The 19,464-nt window shown below is 38.6% G+C and carries 22 protein-coding genes; 10 read left to right on the top strand and 12 right to left on the bottom strand.

All coding sequences use genetic code 11. From position 1 onward, the window contains the following. Positions 1–76: 76 nt before the first annotated feature. The 3 genes from I585_RS16980 (at position 77) to I585_RS16970 (ending at position 2,192) form a co-directional block, all read left to right on the top strand. Positions 77–751 (top strand): response regulator transcription factor, encoded by a 675-nt coding sequence (locus I585_RS16980; protein ID WP_010740805.1) that lies wholly within the window; start codon positions 77–79, stop codon positions 749–751. Next, positions 748–1,797 (top strand): sensor histidine kinase, encoded by a 1,050-nt coding sequence (locus tag I585_RS16975; RefSeq protein WP_010740806.1) that lies wholly within the window; start codon positions 748–750, stop codon positions 1,795–1,797. Before I585_RS16980 ends, I585_RS16975 begins: the two co-directional genes overlap by 4 nt. Positions 1,798–1,883: 86 nt before the next feature. Further along, a complete protein-coding gene (locus I585_RS16970; RefSeq protein ID WP_010740807.1) occupies positions 1,884–2,192 on the top strand; it encodes a hypothetical protein in 309 nt (102 codons plus the stop codon). A 37-nt stretch (positions 2,193–2,229) separates the two neighbouring features. On the opposite strand, the gene I585_RS16965 is transcribed toward I585_RS16970, so the two are convergent. Both I585_RS16965 and I585_RS16960 read right to left on the bottom strand, forming a co-directional pair. Then, entirely contained in the window at positions 2,230–2,547 is a 318-nt protein-coding gene (locus tag I585_RS16965; RefSeq protein WP_010740808.1) for an AzlD domain-containing protein, read from the bottom strand. Beyond that, positions 2,540–3,295: an AzlC family ABC transporter permease gene (locus I585_RS16960; RefSeq protein ID WP_010740809.1), complete on the bottom strand. Its 756-nt coding sequence runs from the start codon at positions 3,293–3,295 to the stop codon at positions 2,540–2,542. Before I585_RS16960 ends, I585_RS16965 begins: the two co-directional genes overlap by 8 nt. Positions 3,296–3,843: 548 nt before the next feature. Here I585_RS16960 and I585_RS16955 point away from each other — a divergent pair. Then, complete coding sequence (locus tag I585_RS16955; RefSeq protein WP_010740810.1) at positions 3,844–4,533, top strand: YoaK family protein; 690 nt, start codon at positions 3,844–3,846, stop codon at positions 4,531–4,533. Positions 4,534–4,568: 35 nt separating this feature from the next. Here I585_RS16955 and I585_RS16950 read toward each other — a convergent pair whose 3' ends face one another. The 3 genes from I585_RS16950 to I585_RS16940 form a co-directional block, all read right to left on the bottom strand. After that, positions 4,569–5,081, bottom strand: coding sequence for a VanZ family protein (locus I585_RS16950; RefSeq protein WP_010740811.1), 513 nt, complete (start codon positions 5,079–5,081; stop codon positions 4,569–4,571). A 28-nt stretch (positions 5,082–5,109) separates the two neighbouring features. After that, positions 5,110–5,925 (bottom strand): DUF4097 family beta strand repeat-containing protein, encoded by an 816-nt coding sequence (locus I585_RS16945; protein ID WP_010740812.1) that lies wholly within the window; start codon positions 5,923–5,925, stop codon positions 5,110–5,112. An 87-nt stretch (positions 5,926–6,012) separates the two neighbouring features. Next, entirely contained in the window at positions 6,013–6,963 is a 951-nt protein-coding gene (locus I585_RS16940; RefSeq protein ID WP_010740813.1) for an aromatic acid exporter family protein, read from the bottom strand. 273 nt (positions 6,964–7,236) lie between these two features. On the opposite strand from I585_RS16940, the gene I585_RS16935 reads away from it, so the two are divergent. From I585_RS16935 to I585_RS16915, 5 genes are all read left to right on the top strand, one after another. Then, a complete protein-coding gene (locus I585_RS16935) occupies positions 7,237–7,698 on the top strand; it encodes a DUF441 domain-containing protein (RefSeq protein WP_010740814.1) in 462 nt (153 codons plus the stop codon). A gap of 160 nt (positions 7,699–7,858) precedes the next feature. Continuing rightward, a complete protein-coding gene (locus I585_RS16930; protein WP_010740815.1) occupies positions 7,859–9,601 on the top strand; it encodes an ABC1 kinase family protein in 1,743 nt (580 codons plus the stop codon). A gap of 264 nt (positions 9,602–9,865) precedes the next feature. After that, a complete protein-coding gene (gene amaP / locus I585_RS16925; protein ID WP_010740816.1) occupies positions 9,866–10,441 on the top strand; it encodes an alkaline shock response membrane anchor protein AmaP in 576 nt (191 codons plus the stop codon). An 11-nt stretch (positions 10,442–10,452) separates the two neighbouring features. Further along, positions 10,453–10,641: a DUF2273 domain-containing protein gene (locus I585_RS16920; protein WP_010740817.1), complete on the top strand. Its 189-nt coding sequence runs from the start codon at positions 10,453–10,455 to the stop codon at positions 10,639–10,641. A gap of 77 nt (positions 10,642–10,718) precedes the next feature. Then, complete coding sequence (locus I585_RS16915; protein ID WP_010740818.1) at positions 10,719–11,255, top strand: Asp23/Gls24 family envelope stress response protein; 537 nt, start codon at positions 10,719–10,721, stop codon at positions 11,253–11,255. Between the two features lie 98 nt (positions 11,256–11,353). Here I585_RS16915 and I585_RS23895 read toward each other — a convergent pair whose 3' ends face one another. From I585_RS23895 to I585_RS16895, 5 genes are all read right to left on the bottom strand, one after another. Then, positions 11,354–11,608 (bottom strand): P1 family peptidase, encoded by a 255-nt coding sequence (locus I585_RS23895; RefSeq protein ID WP_257007101.1) that lies wholly within the window; start codon positions 11,606–11,608, stop codon positions 11,354–11,356. A gap of 11 nt (positions 11,609–11,619) precedes the next feature. Beyond that, positions 11,620–12,303: a P1 family peptidase gene (locus I585_RS16910; protein WP_010740820.1), complete on the bottom strand. Its 684-nt coding sequence runs from the start codon at positions 12,301–12,303 to the stop codon at positions 11,620–11,622. Positions 12,304–12,447: 144 nt separating this feature from the next. Continuing rightward, complete coding sequence (locus I585_RS16905; RefSeq protein ID WP_010740821.1) at positions 12,448–13,452, bottom strand: nucleoid-associated protein; 1,005 nt, start codon at positions 13,450–13,452, stop codon at positions 12,448–12,450. Positions 13,453–13,629: 177 nt separating this feature from the next. After that, the gene (locus tag I585_RS16900) at positions 13,630–14,301 is read right to left on the bottom strand and encodes an ABC transporter ATP-binding protein (RefSeq protein ID WP_010740822.1); all 672 of its coding nucleotides are present in this window, start codon (positions 14,299–14,301) and stop codon (positions 13,630–13,632) included. Position 14,302: 1 nt separating this feature from the next. Next, positions 14,303–15,373 (bottom strand): ABC transporter permease, encoded by a 1,071-nt coding sequence (locus tag I585_RS16895; RefSeq protein WP_010740823.1) that lies wholly within the window; start codon positions 15,371–15,373, stop codon positions 14,303–14,305. 110 nt (positions 15,374–15,483) lie between these two features. Between I585_RS16895 and I585_RS16890 the strand changes: the two genes are divergently transcribed. Continuing rightward, positions 15,484–16,074, top strand: coding sequence for a TetR/AcrR family transcriptional regulator (locus tag I585_RS16890; RefSeq protein WP_010740824.1), 591 nt, complete (start codon positions 15,484–15,486; stop codon positions 16,072–16,074). Positions 16,075–16,109: 35 nt separating this feature from the next. Here I585_RS16890 and I585_RS16885 read toward each other — a convergent pair whose 3' ends face one another. After that, positions 16,110–17,069, bottom strand: coding sequence for an IS30 family transposase (locus I585_RS16885; RefSeq protein WP_002330482.1), 960 nt, complete (start codon positions 17,067–17,069; stop codon positions 16,110–16,112). Positions 17,070–17,181: 112 nt separating this feature from the next. Then, positions 17,182–19,086 (bottom strand): threonine--tRNA ligase, encoded by a 1,905-nt coding sequence (gene thrS / locus I585_RS16880; RefSeq protein ID WP_010740825.1) that lies wholly within the window; start codon positions 19,084–19,086, stop codon positions 17,182–17,184. Positions 19,087–19,464 lie beyond the last annotated feature (378 nt).

Raw genomic sequence — 19,464 nt, 5'->3', positions numbered from 1 at the left:
CTCAAAATGAACAAAAATTCATAGTAGGTTCACAGTGATTTGCTATTATTATTGAGCAAAAAGGAGGGCAACGCAAATGAATCGAATACTTATCGTAGAAGATGATGAAAACTTATCATTACTTTATCAATCCGCCTTAAAGAATGAACGCTTCGAAGTATTTCGTACGATGAACGGTGTAGAGGCTCTAGAACTTTTAGATAAACAATTTATTGACTTGATCATCAGCGATATCATGATGCCGGACATGGATGGTTATGAACTAGCAGAAAGTTTACGCGAAGCAGATTATGATCTTCCTATTTTATTTATCACTGCAAAGGATTCTTTTGAAGATAAAAAACGCGGGTTTACAATTGGTGTGGATGACTATATGGTGAAGCCAATCGATGTAAATGAAATGATTTTACGGGTAGACGCTTTATTGCGGCGTGCTCAAATCGTTCATACAAAAGAATTGATTGTCGGAAATACCCGATTGGATCAAGAGACGTATCAAATTAAAACTTCTGATCAAACGGAAACGCTGCCGCAAAAAGAATTTCTCCTCTTATATAAATTACTGGCCTATCCCAACAAAATTTTTACTCGCCAACAATTAATGGATGAGATATGGGGACTAGATTCCGATACCGATGAACGAACGATCGATGTTCATATCAAACGGCTGCGCACACGCTTAGAAAATAATCCCGATTTCTCTATTGAGACAATTCGCGGTTTGGGCTATAAGGCGGTTATCTACTCATGAGAAAAAAATTATTTTCCCAATTATGGATCTATTTTGTCGCGATCACCTTTTTGATGATGGTAATCGTACTATCGGTTTTCGTGGGGCTGCTCTTCATGATCAATCATTTCCAATTGCTTGCTCCAGAACGAGAGGGACACCTGTTTCCCTTTTATTTCATTATCTTTCTAAGCCTAGTGATCGGAGCAGCTCTGTCGGTATTTGTCGGCAAACGAATTTTGCAGCCGATCGGTGATTTGCGTCAAGCTATGAGTAAAGTAGCCAAAGGTGACTTTGCGATTCAATTGAAGGAGCAGCAGCAAATGGAAGATGTTAAGGAGCTTTACCATGATTTTAATGTCATGGTAAAAGAATTGAGCAGCATTGAAACGTTGCGAAATGATTTTGTTTCTACTGTCTCTCACGAATTCAAAACGCCTATCGCAACGATTAAAGGTTATGTTCAACTACTGCAAAATGAAGCACTGTCACCTGAAGAACGACAAATTTACTTAGAACGCATGTTAGATGGTACGCAACAGCTGACTCATTTAACCGATAATATTTTAAAATTGAGCAAACTTGAAAACCAAGGATTAGGCCTTGATTTCCAGCCTTTTCGTTTAGACGAACAGATTCGCGAAGTGATTTTGTTTTTACAACCGAAATGGGAGCAGCTGAATCTGACTCTTGATCTGGACTTACCTCGCACCGATTACTATGGCAACGAAGAATTTTTATATCAGGTCTGGCTGAACCTAATGGATAACGCCATAAAATACAGTCCAAAAAACAGCAATATCTATGTACACCTGAAAAATGAAGAGACCGGGCAAGTCCTAACTATCAGCGATGAAGGCATCGGCATGACAAAAGAAGTAGCCGATCGTATTTTTGATAAATTTTATCAAAGCGATACCAGCCGAAAAACTAAAGGAAATGGCTTAGGTCTTGCTCTAGCAAAACAAATTGTTGAGCTACACCACGGAACGATCAAAGTCAACAGTTCGTTGAATAAAGGAAGCAACTTTAAAATCTTTTTGCCAAATAACTTAAAAACTTCATAATTAATTGAAACAAATGGCCAATTAATTCATCAATAGTTAATATTTCTTTTGTAAGCTATGAGTAACTTAAAGAAAGGGTGACCCCTATGATGGAGAAACAAAAAGTTACCAAGTCCGTGTACTTTGTAGAAGAGACACAAAATATCGAAGGCGCGTATGTTGAAGTCAACACACTTTTTGTCGCTGACAATCAAGAACAAGCAACCGAGGTCTACGAAAAATTAGTCAAAGAACAGCCAAAGAAATCCTTTGGACTTTTATTAAATGAATACATTATCAATGCGGATGGTGGATTTTTCCATAATCTTTTGCAATCATGGAAAAATTTACCAGCTGAATTTTACAGAAAAATGCAAATCCTAACTTATCGGCCAATCGCTGAATATCAAAATTAACAAAAAAAAGAGGCATCCGCGAAGGGCATGTCTCTTTTTAAATCATCGAAAGTAAAAATACAGCGGCCAATCCAGTAATAACGGATATCGCCATCGAACGCGTTTTATACGCGACACCAGCAACTAAAAACATCGCGATAATTCGCACATTACCAATCAAATCAAAATGATTGGCGCTGATAAACACATCTTTAAATACTAATGCCGCAAATAATGAGATTGGTACATATTTCATCCAATCGCTGAACCACTGCGGAACTTGCCGCTGTGAAAAATACAACATCGGAAACAGACGTGGCAAGTAAGAGGCGCCAAAAAGACAAAGGATCAATAGCAGCAACGACGTATTACTCATGATGAACCTCCCCGCCGGTCAAATCATAATGATCCGGGCCGTCATTTTTGGTGTTGGCCGTCTTATGGATGCGTTCAATCAAATAGCCGACAAAAGAAGCTAATAAAGTCGCTAGGATCAATCCAAAGGTATTTTTAAATACCAGCATGAAAATAACTGCTAATCCACCAGATAATAACCCGGTAGCTAGTAAAAGGCCATTACTCAACTGCATCATAAACATAAAAATGAACATTGCGGTCAAAGCGAAATGAACCAGTTCAGTATCCACATGGATAACAGAACCAAAAATCGTGCCTAAAACCGTACTGCCTGTCCAAGAAGCCATCGAAAACCAATTAACATATAACGCTTTCTTTCGGTTCCACTCAGGATCAGTAGAATACTTCAAATAATTCACTGCATAATTTTCATCATTCATTGACTGAGAAAACAGTGCAATAAATGATCTTTTTTCTTTTTTAAAAAATTGCGACAAACTGGAGCCTAGCAATGCGTAACGCATCTCCAAGAAAAAAACCATTAAGATTGTGGACACAAATGATGCATGAACACTTATCATTGAGACGACTAAAAATTGCGCGCCTCCAGAAAAAACAAGCATCGAAAGCAAGGCGGTTAAGAAAATGTTAAATCCCGCTTTTTGTAAAAGCATGCCACATGCTAAACCAACCGGAATATAACTAAAACAAAGCGGCATCGCCGCGTATAACGCCTCTAACCATGGTGTCCTTTTTTTTACAGGCATGGTATGTTCTCAATTCCCTTCACGTTCACAGGATAAAAAGCATTTTCATTCTAACACATTCTTTCGAAAAAGATAGCACCCCGCGAACATCTTAACTCTTTAGAGAATCCCCTTCAAATATTCGTAAAATGAAAGAGTTTCTCTGATTCCCATTCGTTATTCAACTCATTTTAAACACTAAACCGAATTATACTCTTATCCGAAACAAAAAACATTTGCTTTCCCTGTGTAAAAAGAGGAAAGTTTTAAAATTTTCTTATGAAAACTTCATGTACGTTTTCACATTATACCGCTCTTCCTATTGGTAATATCAACGTATACTTACTAAAAATTATTGTCGAACACCCTCGATGGATTCGTATAGTGAATCAAGTCACTTTATTACTTAACACAAAGATCAGTGAATCATTTTAGTCTTTATTGACTCCGTTAATCGAATGGGTCCTTTTTAAGTTCAAAAAAAGTCTTAAGCATCTAAAAAAAATGAAACTAATTAACGATTTTCTGAAAATGTGATAAGATAGTCAGCGAAAAGAGATGAGTGACAGATGGAAAATAGTTTTCATGAGAATCGTTCGGTAGGTTTGCTGTTAACGTTTATCGGTGGAATGATAGACAGTTACACCTATATTCGCTATCAAGCATTTGCTTCTGCTCAAACCGGAAATATTATTTTAGCAATTATCCAAGCCTACGAGCGACAATGGAATATGGTCGGAAAAAAAATGCTTTCCACTTTGTTCTTTTTTTTAGGAATTCTCTTAGCAAAGTTCATGATTGATTACTTTAGAAAGAAAGAGATGCATTTTTGGCGATTGTTTCTACTTTATTTTGAAGCCTTGATCTTTTTTATTCTCAGCTTCCACTTTCTGCAACCACATCCCGCAATTATTACAATCGTAATTGCGTTTACTGCTGCAATCCAATGGATATCTTTTGATAAAATTAATGGACTTGCTTACACAAACTTATTCACAACAGGAAATTTAAAAGGTGTAGCCACGAATCTTTATGATTATTTGAGCACTAAAGATCAGAAAGCGAAGACGCGGTTTGTTCATTTCGCATTAGTCGTTTTGGCTTTTATTGCCGGCGCGATCGTCTCTGTATTCTCTTATCGGATGATTGGAGAAAAAGCTGTCTTGATCATCGCAGGATTATTTCTTTATCTGGCACTTTCAGAAACCTTTTTAGTTTGGCGGTTTCAACGTAATACAGATATTTTCGAAAAAAAATAGCCCTTCAGCAAAATCGCTGAAGAGCTTTTATTTCGTCAATTTAAGAAAAGTAATAACAAGACCATTCCCAAGCATAGGATTCCCATTATACTCCCTACTACAACCAATCTTTTATCCAATTTTGCTTCTGGAATAAAATGTGTTAGTCCTCGATAAATACTGACTCCCAAGAATCCGCCAACAAAATTCATTAAAAGATCTGTCGCATCGGTTGCTCCAATTCCCAAAATGAATTGCATCATTTCGATAAAAAGTGAAAATAGAAAGATAAAAGCGAGCTTCTTCATGAAAGAGGATTTCTTTGCAGAAATCCCTAAAAGAACACCCAGTGGAACAAAAACAACTGCATTTAAGATTATCTCATTGAATGCGATCTTGCCATTCACGATCATCGAATCTTGGAATGGAACCAAGTTGATTGATCTCATCGGATGAGATAGATTTGCTGCTATCTCGGAAAAGGAGAGCGAGAATTTGAACAGTAAGATCCAAACCAATAGAATCAGGTAGATTCCCAGCAATAATTTACTTAGTGTTTTACCAATCATTCCGCTGCCTCCTTCAAAAGAATGTCACTTAACGTACAAATGCGATCTCAATATCCCCGTTGCTCGTTCTAACTTCTAATTCTTTCGAACCATTGTCATGATTGCCCAAATTATTCGAGGCGTTACTAGTCTTGGAGGTAATCGCAAAATCATCCTTATCCCCAATCACCGTTCCATTGACCTCTGAGTTACTTGTGCTAAGTGAAAGTGCCTTTGATGGCTTCAAATCCATTAGATTGATCTTGCCATTAGAAGTATCAAACTCGCCTTCTCCAAAGCTCAAATCCTGCAGGTCCATTTTACTATTGCTGGTTTCAAACGATCCGTCATCAAACTTCATACGTGTCAACTCAACTTTGCCATTGCTAGTTTCTGCATCAATTGTACGAGCATCCACTTCACTAATCGTCATTTTACTGTTGCTTGTTTCCAAATCTAAATTATCCAATGTTAAATTCTCTGCCACAAGTTTTCCATTGGAAGTATCCACTTGCAGATCTTTTAACTTATCCTTTGGAACCTCAATGGTTACTGTAGGATTACTATTGCCAAAATTGAAGAAATTGAAACTGAAACCAATTGTCTTTTTCCGTTCTAAACTCAAGGTATTGCTTGTTTGTTTAATTTTATACTTGATATCTCTGCTCTTTTTATAATTTATCCGCGTCTTGTTTCCAGACACTCCAACAACCTCAACTGGCATGTTGCGATCATCAACGACCAGCTTTTTGACGGTCCTTGATGTAGTGAACGTTTCATTACTCATCCGATTATGAAAGAACATACTGCTCATACTTACTAATGCGGCACCCACCAAAATTAACCCGATAACTATTTTTTTCATTTTTTATACCCCTCACCTGTTTTTCTTATCTTTATCATAAAGAAATTATCAACCGTTTACATGGGACAAAAGGCTGATTCTTTCTCATTACTTGTTCCTATAAAAACCTGCCTTGATTTCAATGAAATCTTGAAACAGTTGGAAAAGCTGGAAAAGCATCGCTCGTTCTTCAAAAGCTTGACGACTATCCGGCAATTGCTTTTGTTGATAACGTCGATCCGTCTCGGAAATTTTAATTAAAATCGCCGAACCATCATTATCTTCCGCTAAAGTCTGTGAGGTAAATTCAAACAATTCTCGCAACTCCTGAACATCCTCGGGTGCGGCAGTCAATCGATTCAGGATCTGCAACATATCGGCTAGAATTTTTAACTGCAAGCGGCGCATTGCGAAATACTCAAAATAATAGCTGTTACCAGAAAAGAAACGGTTTTCTTCATACTCCTGAGCCCGAATTTGCGCCTCTCGGACAAAGTCTCGAAGCGACAAACACTCTTGTCGCAATTCTTCTTCCTTCGCCGGTTGATTTAAATATGCAGACATCTGTCCCAACATTTTTTTCATCGAGACTTCGACTACCATTTGATCCTCCTGAATCTTTTTCTCCGTATTGGGCATGTAGAGATTGGCTATTAAGGCACAGCCAACACCAATTATCATCAGTAGATATTCATTGAAGATCAAACTCAACGGCATCTCACCCGCCACCAAATAATGAGTAATCAAGACGGAACTGACCGCAATACCTTCCGCTAAATCCAAACGAAGGGATAATGGAATAAAAAATAATAGATACAGTCCAAAAACCAATGGATGAAATCCTAAAAGCGAAAAACAAATGGCCGCGATAATCGTTGCAAGTGTTAAAGAAAAAATACGGTTCAACGCTGTCTTTGCAGTAGACCGCTTGGTATTCGTTACGGTTAAAATCGTGATAATTGCGGCCGATGCGGCTGATTCTAAACTCAGCCCATTAGCAATCAGTAAAGCAATTGGGGCTGCCGCCGCCGTTTTTATGGTACGTAATCCTATTTTCATCTGGTGCTCCTTATTTCTACTAATATACTTTTTGGCAAAAAATTTTTTAGTCTGGATAAAATCGGAAAGCCTTCTGCTGATACTTCTATTAAAAGCTTACACTAAAATCGTTTCGGAAAATAGTCGCAACTTGGCAAATTATCTTGTATAGTAAATACGGTGAAAGTTCCAGATCAGATAATCACAGAAATAGTTTATCTCTCCTGAGATAGGATAATGTGATTCTATAATTTACTTGCTGCAGCAAATAATCATACTAAGGGAGTGACCTTTATGGAAAGTTGGATTTTTTTAGGCGTCATTTTTTTGATTGCTCTTATTGCTAAAAACCAAAGTTTATTAATTGCAACATCTGCAATTCTAATTTTAAAATTGATTCCACATTCGGATAAATTTTTGACCTTGTTAAACAAACAAGGGATTAACTGGGGCGTTACGTTAATCTCAGCGACGATCCTAGTCCCGATCGCTACTGGCGATATCGTTTTAAAAGATTTACTGAATACTTTGAAATCACCTCTTGGTTGGGTGGCGACAATCTGCGGTGTCTTAGTTGCAGTCTTGTCTTCAAAAGGAGTCGGGCTAATCAATCAGTCGCCTGAAGTAACCGTCGCTTTAGTTTTTGGAACAATCATGGGCGTCGTGTTCTTGAAGGGCATTGCCGCTGGCCCGGTAATCGCGGCAGGTATCACATACTGCATTATGCAAGTCATTCAAGTCGTGACAAATCACTAAATTTAACAAGCCCCCAATTATTTTCTGATAAAAATAATTGGGGGCTTGTTTGTATCCCGGAAAAATCTCTTGTAAGATAGAAAGGAATAGAACCCTTGATTTGTTTCCCATCCAAAAAATACATTTACCTTTATATAAGTAAAGAAACGGAGGTGCTGTCATGAAAGAACAATCCAAGGCCGCACGATTACGTCAAATTGTAAAAGTTGTCAATCATTATAGTGTCGTCAAAAATATTACCCAGCAAAAGAACCCTGCCGAAGTTCGTCAAGCTTTTGAGGAATTAGGACCAACCTTCATCAAAGTTGGCCAAATGATGTCTGTGCGAACTGACATTTTCACACTGGATTTCACGAAAGAACTGCGCAAACTGCAAGACGACGTGAAAACAGATAACTTTGAATCAGTTAAAACTTTAGTTGAAAAAGAATTAGAATTGCCCTTAACAGAAATCTTTGAGCGTTTTGATGAACAGCCCTTCGCCTCTGCCTCGATCGCACAGGCTCACCATGCGCAATTAAAAAATGGTCAGCAAGTTGTTGTTAAAGTACAGCATCCGGGAATCGCCTACGAAATTGAGCTAGATTTGTCTTTGTTTGAAAAAGCCATTCCGATCGCTAACTGGGTCCCTGAAAGCAAAGTCATCGACCTTAAGAGCATTGTGAAAGAGATTCGCGTTTCACTGCAAAATGAGTTGGATTTCCAAAAAGAGCTGGTCTTAGCGGAAGAATTCTATCGTTTGAACAACGGCTGGAAAGAAATTCGTGCGCCTAAAATGGAGCCTGCCTACTCCACTAAAAAGGTCATCGTGATGGAACTGATGTCTGGCAAGAACCTAAAAGAATTGATCAACGCTGATGACGATAAAATCGTACAGGGCGAGAAAACCTATAAAGAACTAAAGAAAACAATCAGTGAATTGTTAATCGAACATTTCATGAAGGAAGTATTTGAAGATGGCTTCTTCCATGCCGACCCCCACCCCGGCAATATTCTACTACAATTAATAAGTGACGAAGAAAACCAAAAGGAACAATCGATCAAATCAAAAGAACATCAAGGAAAATTTGGAAACATTCCTTACGAGGTCACCTATTCTAAAAATGAACGGCTTCGCCCTTTCCGATTAAACTTTATTGATTTTGGTATGATGGGGACGATCACTCGCGAGATGCAGTCCAAAATGAGCAATACGATTATCGCTATCTACAGCAAAGATACTCAACGAATCGCTAATGCTGTTCATGCTATCTGCAAACAGGTTGGCAGCTTTGATGAAGAAAAATTTACCGATGAATTGGATGATTTTTTAAATCGCTATTTGAACTTGCCGGTTAAGGAGATCGATCTGCAAAAAGTATTCTCACAGGTGGTAATCATCTGTCACGATAATAATTTGCAGATTGATGATTCTGTCACGATGCTGATCAAGGCCTTTGGTACTTTAGAAGGCGTTATCGAAGACTTGAATCCAGATCTATCGTTGTTCGAAGTGGTCGCCCCTTTCGCACAAAAATATTTTATCCAACAATTGAATCTGAAAAATGAGCTGCAGGAAACAGGCTTAGATTATTTATCTACTTTAAAGGCTTTGCCAAAAATCCCAAGTCATGCGTTGAATGCTTTAGATACCTTTGCTAAAGGAAAAGGCAAACTGAACCTCGAAGTAAAAAATCAGCGAAATTTTTTGGAACGAGCAGAAGCCATGGTGAATCGTTTAGTGATCGGTTTGATTCTGTCTGCCTTAGTTATTGGTTCCTCTATCCTTGTGCAAACATCTCCAAAAGGCGATACACTGATTTCTGATCTGGGAATCTTTGGCTACTCTGTTGCTGCCCTGTCGATTCTTTTCCTAGTCGTTGAAAGCCTCTATCGCCGTTATCGAAAATGGAGAGAACGTTAAACTATTTATTAATAGAAGTGCGACAAAGTCATTTGTCACACTTCTTTTTTTTATTCAAAAAAACTGCTCGATCATTTTTTTCTATAATAATTTAAAAAATGAAAAATCCCGGTAAATATTATTATTCTCTTGACTAGAACCTTTCAATCTACACGAAAAAAGTTTTTTTAATAGAAATGCAAGCAAATTTTTTTACATAAAAGGGATATCATTTTATTATTTTATTGTAAACAATTTAGAAATATTGAAGTGAGGAGGTGCGGTATGAACAAAGTTCTCAAAACCATCCTAATTATTTTTTCACTGGTCTTACTTTCTATTTTTCTATCCGTTGTCGCAATCTATTACTTTATTGCTTCAAACCCGTTAGATTTTAGTTCATTGCAACAGTTTGTACTAACAAACGATTATGCTCAGCTATATTTATTCTGGGTAGCAGCAGCTCTAGCAATCTTAACGGTCATTGGAATTTTCGTGATTCTGTTCTATCCAAAACGAGTGACCAAATTTGTTTTGCAAGAAGATCGCGGAAAATTGGCCTTAGACAAGCGAGCAATTGAGGGATATGTTCGGACAAGTATCAAACAGGAAGACTTCATGGACAACCCAAAAGTTAATGTAACAGCAACGAAAAATAAAATTAGAGTGAATGTTCGCGGGCAATTGAAGAAGACATCGGGCCTGGTTGGTCAAACAGACCGTTGGGCTAAGAATGTGGAGACGAAGCTTCGGGAATTATTAGGACCTGAAGAAAAAGTCTCGATCAAAGTAAAACTTCAATCATTTGAACCCACGCCAACAGAAACAACGGTAACACGTACACGGCCGCGAGTAGAATAGGAGGAACAGCGATGCAGGAATTTTTAACACGAGACAAACTGCCTATGATCTTCGGTATCCTCGGTTTTATCTTAGCTGTGCTATTCTTTACCATCGGCTTCTTTAAAACGATCTTACTGATTTTGATCACAGTTATCGGAGTAGTTGTCGGTATCTATCTAAAGAACAACCATATTTTAGATGACTACCTGAAAAAATAGTTAACACAATCAGAATTGAACTAACTTTTTCTTTTAGAAAGGGTTAATACATTAATACACCTAGGAGGAAAGAAATTATGGATAACACAACAATCAAACCAACAGAAGTGAAAAAGGATGTAAAGGGCGAATTAACTTATGAAGACAAAGTGATTCAAAAAATCATCGGAATCGCTTTGGAAAACGTCAACGGCTTATTGACTGTAGACGGCGGTTTCTTCTCTAACATTAAGGACAAATTAGTCAATAGCGATGATGTAACTTCCGGTATCAGTACTGAAGTCGGCAAAAAGCAAGTTGCTGTTGATATGGATGTGGTCGTTGAATACGGCAAAGACATTGAAGACATTTATGATCAAATGAAAAAATTGATTTCTGAAGAAGTCGACAAAATGACTCATTTGGATGTAATCGAAGTGAATGTGAACGTTGTCGATATTAAAACGCGCGAAGAATATGAAGAAGATAGCGAAACAGTTCAAGATAAAGTCACTAGTGCTGCTCAAACGACTGGGAAATTCGCATCAAAACAAACCAATCGTGCGAAGAATGCCATGAGCAATCAAACTGAGAAAATCAGTGACAACTTAGAATCTGAACCACGCGTTAAATAAATCTTCCCCACTGACTAGCTGATCCTTGGCTAGTCTTTTGGTTTTATTAAAAATCAAAACTCAAAAGGGCCAAGACAAGTTCGTCTTGGCCCTTTCTTTTATACATCTTGATAAGCTAAATAATCGCCATAAGTCGCTGCTGTCTTCGTACCAGCAATAATTGCTCGACGAACCGCTTCAACAGCCAAGATCGAAACTGCTTCAAAGCTTGCCTCAATTTGATTCGCACCTAAAACAAATAGGGTATCGCCATCATAAGTCGTATGTGACGGACGAATCGCTCGTGCAATTCCATTATGACTAATATCAGCCAGTTTATTCATCTTGGCTTTTGGAAAGGTCGCGTTCGTCATGACACAACCAATCACCGTATTTCCATCAAATAAGGCTTCTTCGTTTTGATAGTGTTCAAGGAAAAGTTCTTCAGAAAATCCGATCTTTTTTCACCCGGCTTACGGGCACCAGCAATAATTTTGCCAAGTTCTTCCTCATAAACGTCTCCTACGGCGTTGACTGCAATAACTGCTGTCACCCAAAGATTACCGTGGCGCATCGTGTACAGCCCGATACCACCTTTCATGGCGTTTTTCGCACCATTGATAGTCCCGACGCTGCAACCTGTCCCCGCACCATAGTTTCCTGCTTGAAATTGTTGTCCACTAAAGGCTTGTTCACAAGCGTTGCGCCCTGCTTGATAATTTGGCCGAACATCTGCACGCCCGATGCGCAGATCAAAAAGACTGGCTCCCACAACATTCGGTACAAACGTAATCCCCATGTCCCGACCAATACCGTTTTCTTCCAAAAAATCTACCACACCCGCGTTTGCGGCTAGTCCAAAGGCGCTTCCGCCAGATAATGTCACCCCGTGCACAAATTTTCGATTATTTTCCGATTTTAAAGCATCCGTATCACGAGTATTCGGTGAACCGCCGCGTACCGAAACACCGCCCGTCACGCCATCCTCACAGAGAATGACCGTACAGCCAGTCATCGCTTCCGCGTCCGTATATTGTCCAATGCGGAAAAATTCATTGTATTCTTCCATCTTGCTTCCTCCGATTGTTTTCTTTATTCTAGCGCATTCTTTTAACTAGCTCAATTTCAAAGAGCCCTTTTTCGAACAAAAAAGGGCTCAGACTTTCTTCATGTAAATAGAACAAACATTGGAAACAGCTTTGATAGTCTGCTTCTACAGACGATTGATTACTTCATCAACATTCTTAATCGTCACAGAAATTGTGCCATCAGGATTATTGATAAATTCGATTAATTCAGGATTGCGATAAACGTCCAAAGGCACGATCAATTCGATGCCGTTTGATAATTTTAACTTTTGTTTACCATATTTTTTCTCCGTGATTTCGCGAACCTCGCGTAAAAGCGGTGCTTGATCCACATACCCTTTTTCTACGACTTCTTCTTGAAACGCCATTTGGGCCGACACATTGTCTTTAAAGACTTTTTGCGCAACGACCTTGGCATCGATCTGACCGCTTTCTTCTACCACATCGTAGACAGCTTCTTTCACATCAGCGATGACATCGTGTTTGGGATTTTCAAACTTCGCCCCAATTTTTTCTGCAACTTTTTTTATAACACGAACATTTTCTTCCAATGAAGGTGCTGGGCGGCTTTCAATCACTTGCGTTGAAAAATACAATCGTTTTTCCCCAGAAAAAGGATATTTTTTCTCAATCAGCTCATAACTCAAATTACCTAAATTGACTACGATGCCTTCATCGGCCTTTTGGGACTTGCTCGATAATAACGCACGGTGAATAATTAATTCGTTTTTCAATCCAGCCTCATCGGAATCTACTAGGTGTGTGTAGCCCTCGTGATAATTTACCTTTAAAAAGGCTAAGTACATTTGCGTGTCTTCTTCATATAAGACAACAAAAGCATCCGCACTTGGCGCCTCTTCACTCTCTTTATATGCCTCATACCAACGAGTCACGATTCTTTCGCTCACCGATAAAAAGTCATGTTCTGCCTGTTGGCTCAACAAAGCAAACGTTGAATCCTCTGTTAGCATTCCCGTTTTGGTTTGAGCTGAAGATAATTTTTGAATTTTCTTCGTTAAATATTCGCGAACGTATTCTTTTGTTAAGTCTAATTCGCTCTGACTATAAATCGGATCGCCTGATTCCCGATCAACGATATGAAGTGCTGCTTTTTTTAAATAAATATCCATGGATTTCCTGCTTTCTAAAAAATTGATTTTTCTAATCAACTGATAAACTACTAGTTCATTAATAAGATAAAATTTTTGCAACCTTATCATTGGTATTCAAACATAGTGAAACCGAAAATAGCAGAACCAGCAATTGTCAACCAGACTATCATACACAGGAAATGGGCTATTTAGCAACTATTCTTTCATTAAAAGTTTTCCGTCTTTCATTTGATAAACTTTGTCGCTCCACTGCGTCATTCGTTCATCATGAGTGACCATAACGATCGCTTTGCTGCGCTCATGAGCTTCTTTGGCTAAGAGTTTTACGACATCATAAGCATGATCAGAGTCAAGACTGGCTGTTGGTTCGTCTGCTAAAATTAATTGCGGATCATTGAATAATGAACGCGCGATGGCCACTCGTTGACGTTCTCCACCGGATAGTTCTTTCGGATACTGTTCTCGCAGTTCCCAAATATCCAAAGATTTCAACAGCTCTTCAATTTTTGCCGTATTTTTTTCTTGCTCGATTTTTTCTACTAATTGAAATTGTTCTTGAACCTTTAGAAAGGGAATCAAATTTGAACTTTGTAAAATAAACCCAATCTCTTTGAAGCGCGCCTTTGATCGATCCTTCTCGTTCATTTGACCAAAATCTGCTCCATTAATGGTTATTTTTCCTTCTGTTGGAGATTGCAGCCCACCAGCAATCGTTAGGAACGTACTCTTCCCTGAGCCTGATGGTCCAATTACACTGATAAATTCGCCTTGTGCAACAGTAAAATCGATATTTTTTAACGCAGTCACTTCTGTGTGCCCTTGACCAAATTTTTTTATAATATTTTCCATTCTTAAAATATCACTCATCTTATTCCCCTCCAATTGCTGTTACGGGATCAACTTTAGTAACTGCCCGCATCGAGAATAAGCCGCCGATCATCACAACAAGTACTAAAATTACACTGTACAGTGCCCATTCTGACCAATGAACCGCAAACGGCATGGCGCTCGGCAAGATTAAACTCGTCAATACGCTTAAACCAATAGCGACTGCGACTCCAATAATTCCTACTAGAAAAGCCTGTGCCAAAATCGAACGAACTAGATAGCTAGTAGCCACGCCCTGAGCTTTCATCACGCCAAAGATCGATGTTTTTTGTAAAGTGATCACGTACATAAAGATTCCAATTATCGCGGTCACAACAACAAATAGAAAATAAATCATTGTATTCAGCGTTAATTTTTCCGGTGTGTAGCCAGGAATATTCTCGATAAAAGTCTCAGGAGTCATTTTATCCAATTTTGTTTGACCTTCTTGATTATCGATAGTCGTTTGACCTTTTGTCGCAATCAAATTAATCGGTTCATTGCCAGTTGGTTGCGCACCATATTTCAAATTTTTAAAGGTAGTTGAATTCAAGTAGATCACTGGTGCCAATGTATAAGTCGTTTCTTTCGTAATACCAACAATCTTTAATGTTTGATCATTGACTTTTATCTGCTGATTCAATTTATAGCCTTCTGATAAAAGATTTTCCGACACGATGATTTCGTTGTCGTTTTTGTATAATCGTCCCTTAATGACTTTTGGTACGACAAATGCATCGTTAGAAGTGCCAAAAATTGAGACATTGGTTTTTTCACCGTTGTTCTTTTTCTCTGCAGCAGTGGAGTAAATCCCCACTCCGGCTTTTTCTTTAGCCGTTACACGATCAGTATCACTTTTTTGTAATTGTGACGCATTGGCGATTTTATTGCTGTCTTCCGATAAAATAATCGCTGATGCTCCCCAGTCATCGATTGCCGTCCGATTGCCATCTGCCAAACCATTGGCCAATCCCGACAACATGAAAACCACGTAGGCGACGAGGATCATAATACCCACGATCAATCCATATCTTAATTTCGCATAGCGAATTTCTTTCCAAGCTAAAAACATTTACCTCACCCTTTCAAACGTTAGAATACACTTCCGGTGACAAAATGTCACCGATTTTGCTCATGTGCTATACTAAAGGAAAAAATGACTATCCATTGGGGAGGCAGCCCATGCCGAAAAAAACTTTTCTAAATTTACCAGAAACCCGGCAAGCAGAGATTCGCGCTTTGCTGCTGACAATTTTTTATGAAAAGCCCGTCAGTCAGGTCAAAGTCAGCGAAATAGTGAGCGCTTTGCAAATGTCGCGGGGAATTTTTTACAAATACTTTGAGGACCTAAACGATGCCTATGATTATTTGATCCATTTTTATGCTGGTCAGGTACATGGCGAGATCATCGACTATATGACCCAGCAAGAGGATGATTTTTTTCAAGGAATCGAAGCATTTTTGTTACTGTACGTCGATTTAGATGAACGTTCTGATCGCTATCGCCAGTTAGTTCTCTTAGCACAAAACAGCTATCTTTTTTCATATCGACCAAAAGCGGATCATGGTGTTGAAGCTTGGGAAAAACTTTTGGAAAAAAATAATTTCGCCATGCCTACATTAGAGGAACAGATCAGCTTTCTATATTTCTCAATGAAGCTGGTAATCGATTCCTTAACAGACATGTTAGCGAATCAATGGGGCGAAGAAGAATTATTAAAAGATTTTCGTTTTAAAACTGAGTGGTTACTTAAGGGCATTAAAAAACGCTGAAGTGAACTTCAGCGTTTTTTTGGTTATCTTAATTGTCAAATTAAGTTAGACAAATCATCAATACTTACGTAACTCAAAAATACTTCCAAAGGTGTTCGATAATCCAGTGATTTTCTAGGAATATTATTTCGTTTAGATGTGACAGATTGAATAAAAGATTCATCTACTGAATTGAAATCCATAGATTTCAATAAACCATCTCTACGTAACAATCCGTTAGAATTCTCGTTTAGGCCTCTTTGAGACGGCGTTCCTGGATCAGCGAAATAAATGGCAATATCATTGGCATTACTGATTTGTTTCCAATTTGAAAATTCCTTTCCACAATCAAAAGTGATGGATTTGAATAGATTTTTCGGTACAGATTCAAACCAATGATTTAATTTTTTTTCAATATCAATCGCTTGTCTACCACACGGTTTCAATGTGATGATAACTTTTGATAATCGTTCAACTAAGGTAATTACAGCACTTTTATGTTTCAGACCTACGATAGTGTCACCTTCAAGGTGACCAAACTCATTTGAGAATTGGCTATAATCTTTTTCACGTTCATGAATAGAGCGGCGGAAAGCTTGTTTTCCACGCCTTTCTTGATGTCCATTCGGTTTACGCTTGCCTTTCATCGGTAAGTCAGAAGGATTAAATAGCCCCTTTTTGAACATACGATAAATGGTACGAGCAGAACAACGAATAGGAAACGCTGCACGACCAACAATCACATCGGGTGTCCATCCTTGAACAACCTTTCTTTGAATATATTCTGATTGTTCCTCGGGTAAAACAAGCGGGCGTCTACCACAGTTTGATTTGTTTTTCTTATACTGTTGATAGTATTCTAAGGCTGATTTTCCTTGCTTGAAGAATAGGTATACTTTATGGATCGTTTGTCTTGAACGATTCAAGCAATGCGCAGTTTTCGCAACAGATTGATTTATTTTGAAATAAGACTCTATCATTACAAGTTCATCCGTTGTAAGATGGGTATAGGTCATTTGTACTCACTCCTTATAATTCTTTGGTCAGAACTATTTTGAGTGTAGCACAAATGGCTTTTTTAGTTGTCTAGCTTAATTTTACAATCGGCGTTATCTAAAACCGAATATATTATTGTTGATGGTTCTTTTCTTGCATCTGCTGCTTAAGCGTGTCTATGAAATCAGCTTTCTCCATCTGCTTAATCGTGTCACTGCCATGTTTACGAACCGCGAAGGTCCCTTCTGCTAATTCTTTATCACCAATCACTAAAATATAAGGAATTTTCCGCATTTCCGCATCACGGATTTTTTTCCCTAATTTTTCATTCCGCAAATCTTTTTCCACGCGAATTCCAGCAGCGTGTAGTTCATGAAATAAATCTTCTACCCCTGCTGCATGGGTCTGGGCAACGTTGATTAACGCAACTTGTTTAGGCGCCAACCAAAATGGAAATGCACCAGCATAATGTTCGATTAATATTCCCAAGAAGCGATCCAATGACCCAAAAACTGCCCGGTGAATCATAACCGGCTGGGCCTCTTGATTATTTTCATCGACATAAGTTAAATCAAATTTTTCCGGCATTTGGAAATCCAATTGAACCGTCGCACATTGATGGCTGCGATTCAAAGCATCTTTGATATGAATATCGATTTTAGGTCCGTAAAAGGCTCCATCGCCTTCGTTGATATTGTATTTATAACCTAAATCCGTCAATACTTTTCCTAATGATGCTTCTGCTTCGTCCCACAATTCGATTTCACCCATAAAATTATCTGGACGAGTCGAAAGTTCAACTGCATATTCAAAACCAAAAATCTTGTAAACTTCGTCAATAATTTTTAGCGCCAAGGCAATCTCCTGCTCGATCTGATCCTGGCGTACAAAGATATGTGCATCGTCTTGACAGAAGGTCCGAACTCTCAGTAAGCCATTCAACGCCCCACTGAATTCGTGGCGATGAACTTGCCCAAACTCCGCCATGCGCATCGGCAGATCCCGATAAGAACGTTTACGGTCCTTGTAGATTAAGCAATGACCGGGACAGTTCATCGGTTTCAAAGCATAATCCTCATCAGCAACCTTCGTAAAGTACATATTATTTTTATAATGATCCCAATGACCTGAACGTTCCCACAAACGTTGATTCAAGATTAAGGGGGTTTTTACTTCTTTATAGTCATACTTGGCTTGCAGTTCGCGTAAAAATTTCTGTAACTCATTTCGAATGATCAATCCATTTTCCAAGTAAAAAGGCATTCCAGGGGCTTCTTCTGAAAACATAAACAAATCTAGTTCTTTGCCTAATTTTTGGTGGCTCCGTTTTTCCGACTCTTCCAAATAATCTAAATGCGCTAATAGTTGTGCCTTCTCAGCAAAGACGACACCCATAACCCGTTGCAGCATCTCATTGTCCGGATTGCCTTGCCAATAGGCTCCTGAAACTTTTAACAATGAAAAATACCTAGCAGTTGTTAATTCAAGTGCCATTGGTTCAAGAAAATACTCCGTCACATTGCCAAAAGAATAGACAAAAACTACTCGATCCGATTCTAGTTCGGTCAAGGAGAACATTTTCAACTCATTTTCTTTGAATACTTCTTTAGCCTCTGAAACAGTCATTGCCGCACTTTCGATTGGTGTATTGGCCTTAAGTTGCTTCTTAATGTGGTGTTCTAAATCTTTCAAAACAAGGGCACTCAATGGTTGTTTCACCCGCAGGTCGACCCAAATCGTTTGTTCTTCTTGCTGCGACTTCGCAAAGAGAGCTTCAGGATAATGCGTTTTGATGGCCTCTTCCAGCAAAAGACTGACTAACTGACAAATCGCTGTCGTTCCTTCAGTAGATGAACAATCATAAAAGGCAATCTCAGCATTCTTCTTAACAGGAGTTGATAAGTCAACGACTTCGCCATCAATACTGCCGACAACTGCTTCTTCCATCAATTGATTTTTTATTTCAAACAAGGTGGTGTTTTCTGCCACCTTTTGCTTATTTCCATCCGGTAAAACAATTTCGATTTCCTTTGACATTCTACTCAACTCCGATCCGCTTTTATCAGTAAGACGCTTATTAATATATACTTGTTTCTTCTAATTTTAACAAAAGGTCTAAAGGGTTTTCAATAAAAAAACGTCCCTATCAAATAGGGACGTGAATAAACGTGTTACCACCCAAGTTTCCAAAAAGTATGCACCTTTTTGGCTCGTAAGATGCGTAACGGGCATCAGCCGGACCTTTTTAGGTCACTCAAAGGTTGTAAACTGATTTCCTCAACCAGAAGCTTCCAGCCGCGGCTTCTTTCTCTTGTGGCGAGTACAAAATCAATTCTTGTCCTTCTCACTGCATTCAACTATTGACTAAAGCATAGACTTGCAAAAAATTTTTGTCAACGCTTTTTTATTAAGAAT

The organism is Enterococcus malodoratus ATCC 43197 (genome assembly GCF_000407185.1).
Lineage (GTDB): Bacteria > Bacillota > Bacilli > Lactobacillales > Enterococcaceae > Enterococcus_A > Enterococcus_A malodoratus.
This window is presented reverse-complemented; position numbering and strand designations above follow the sequence as displayed.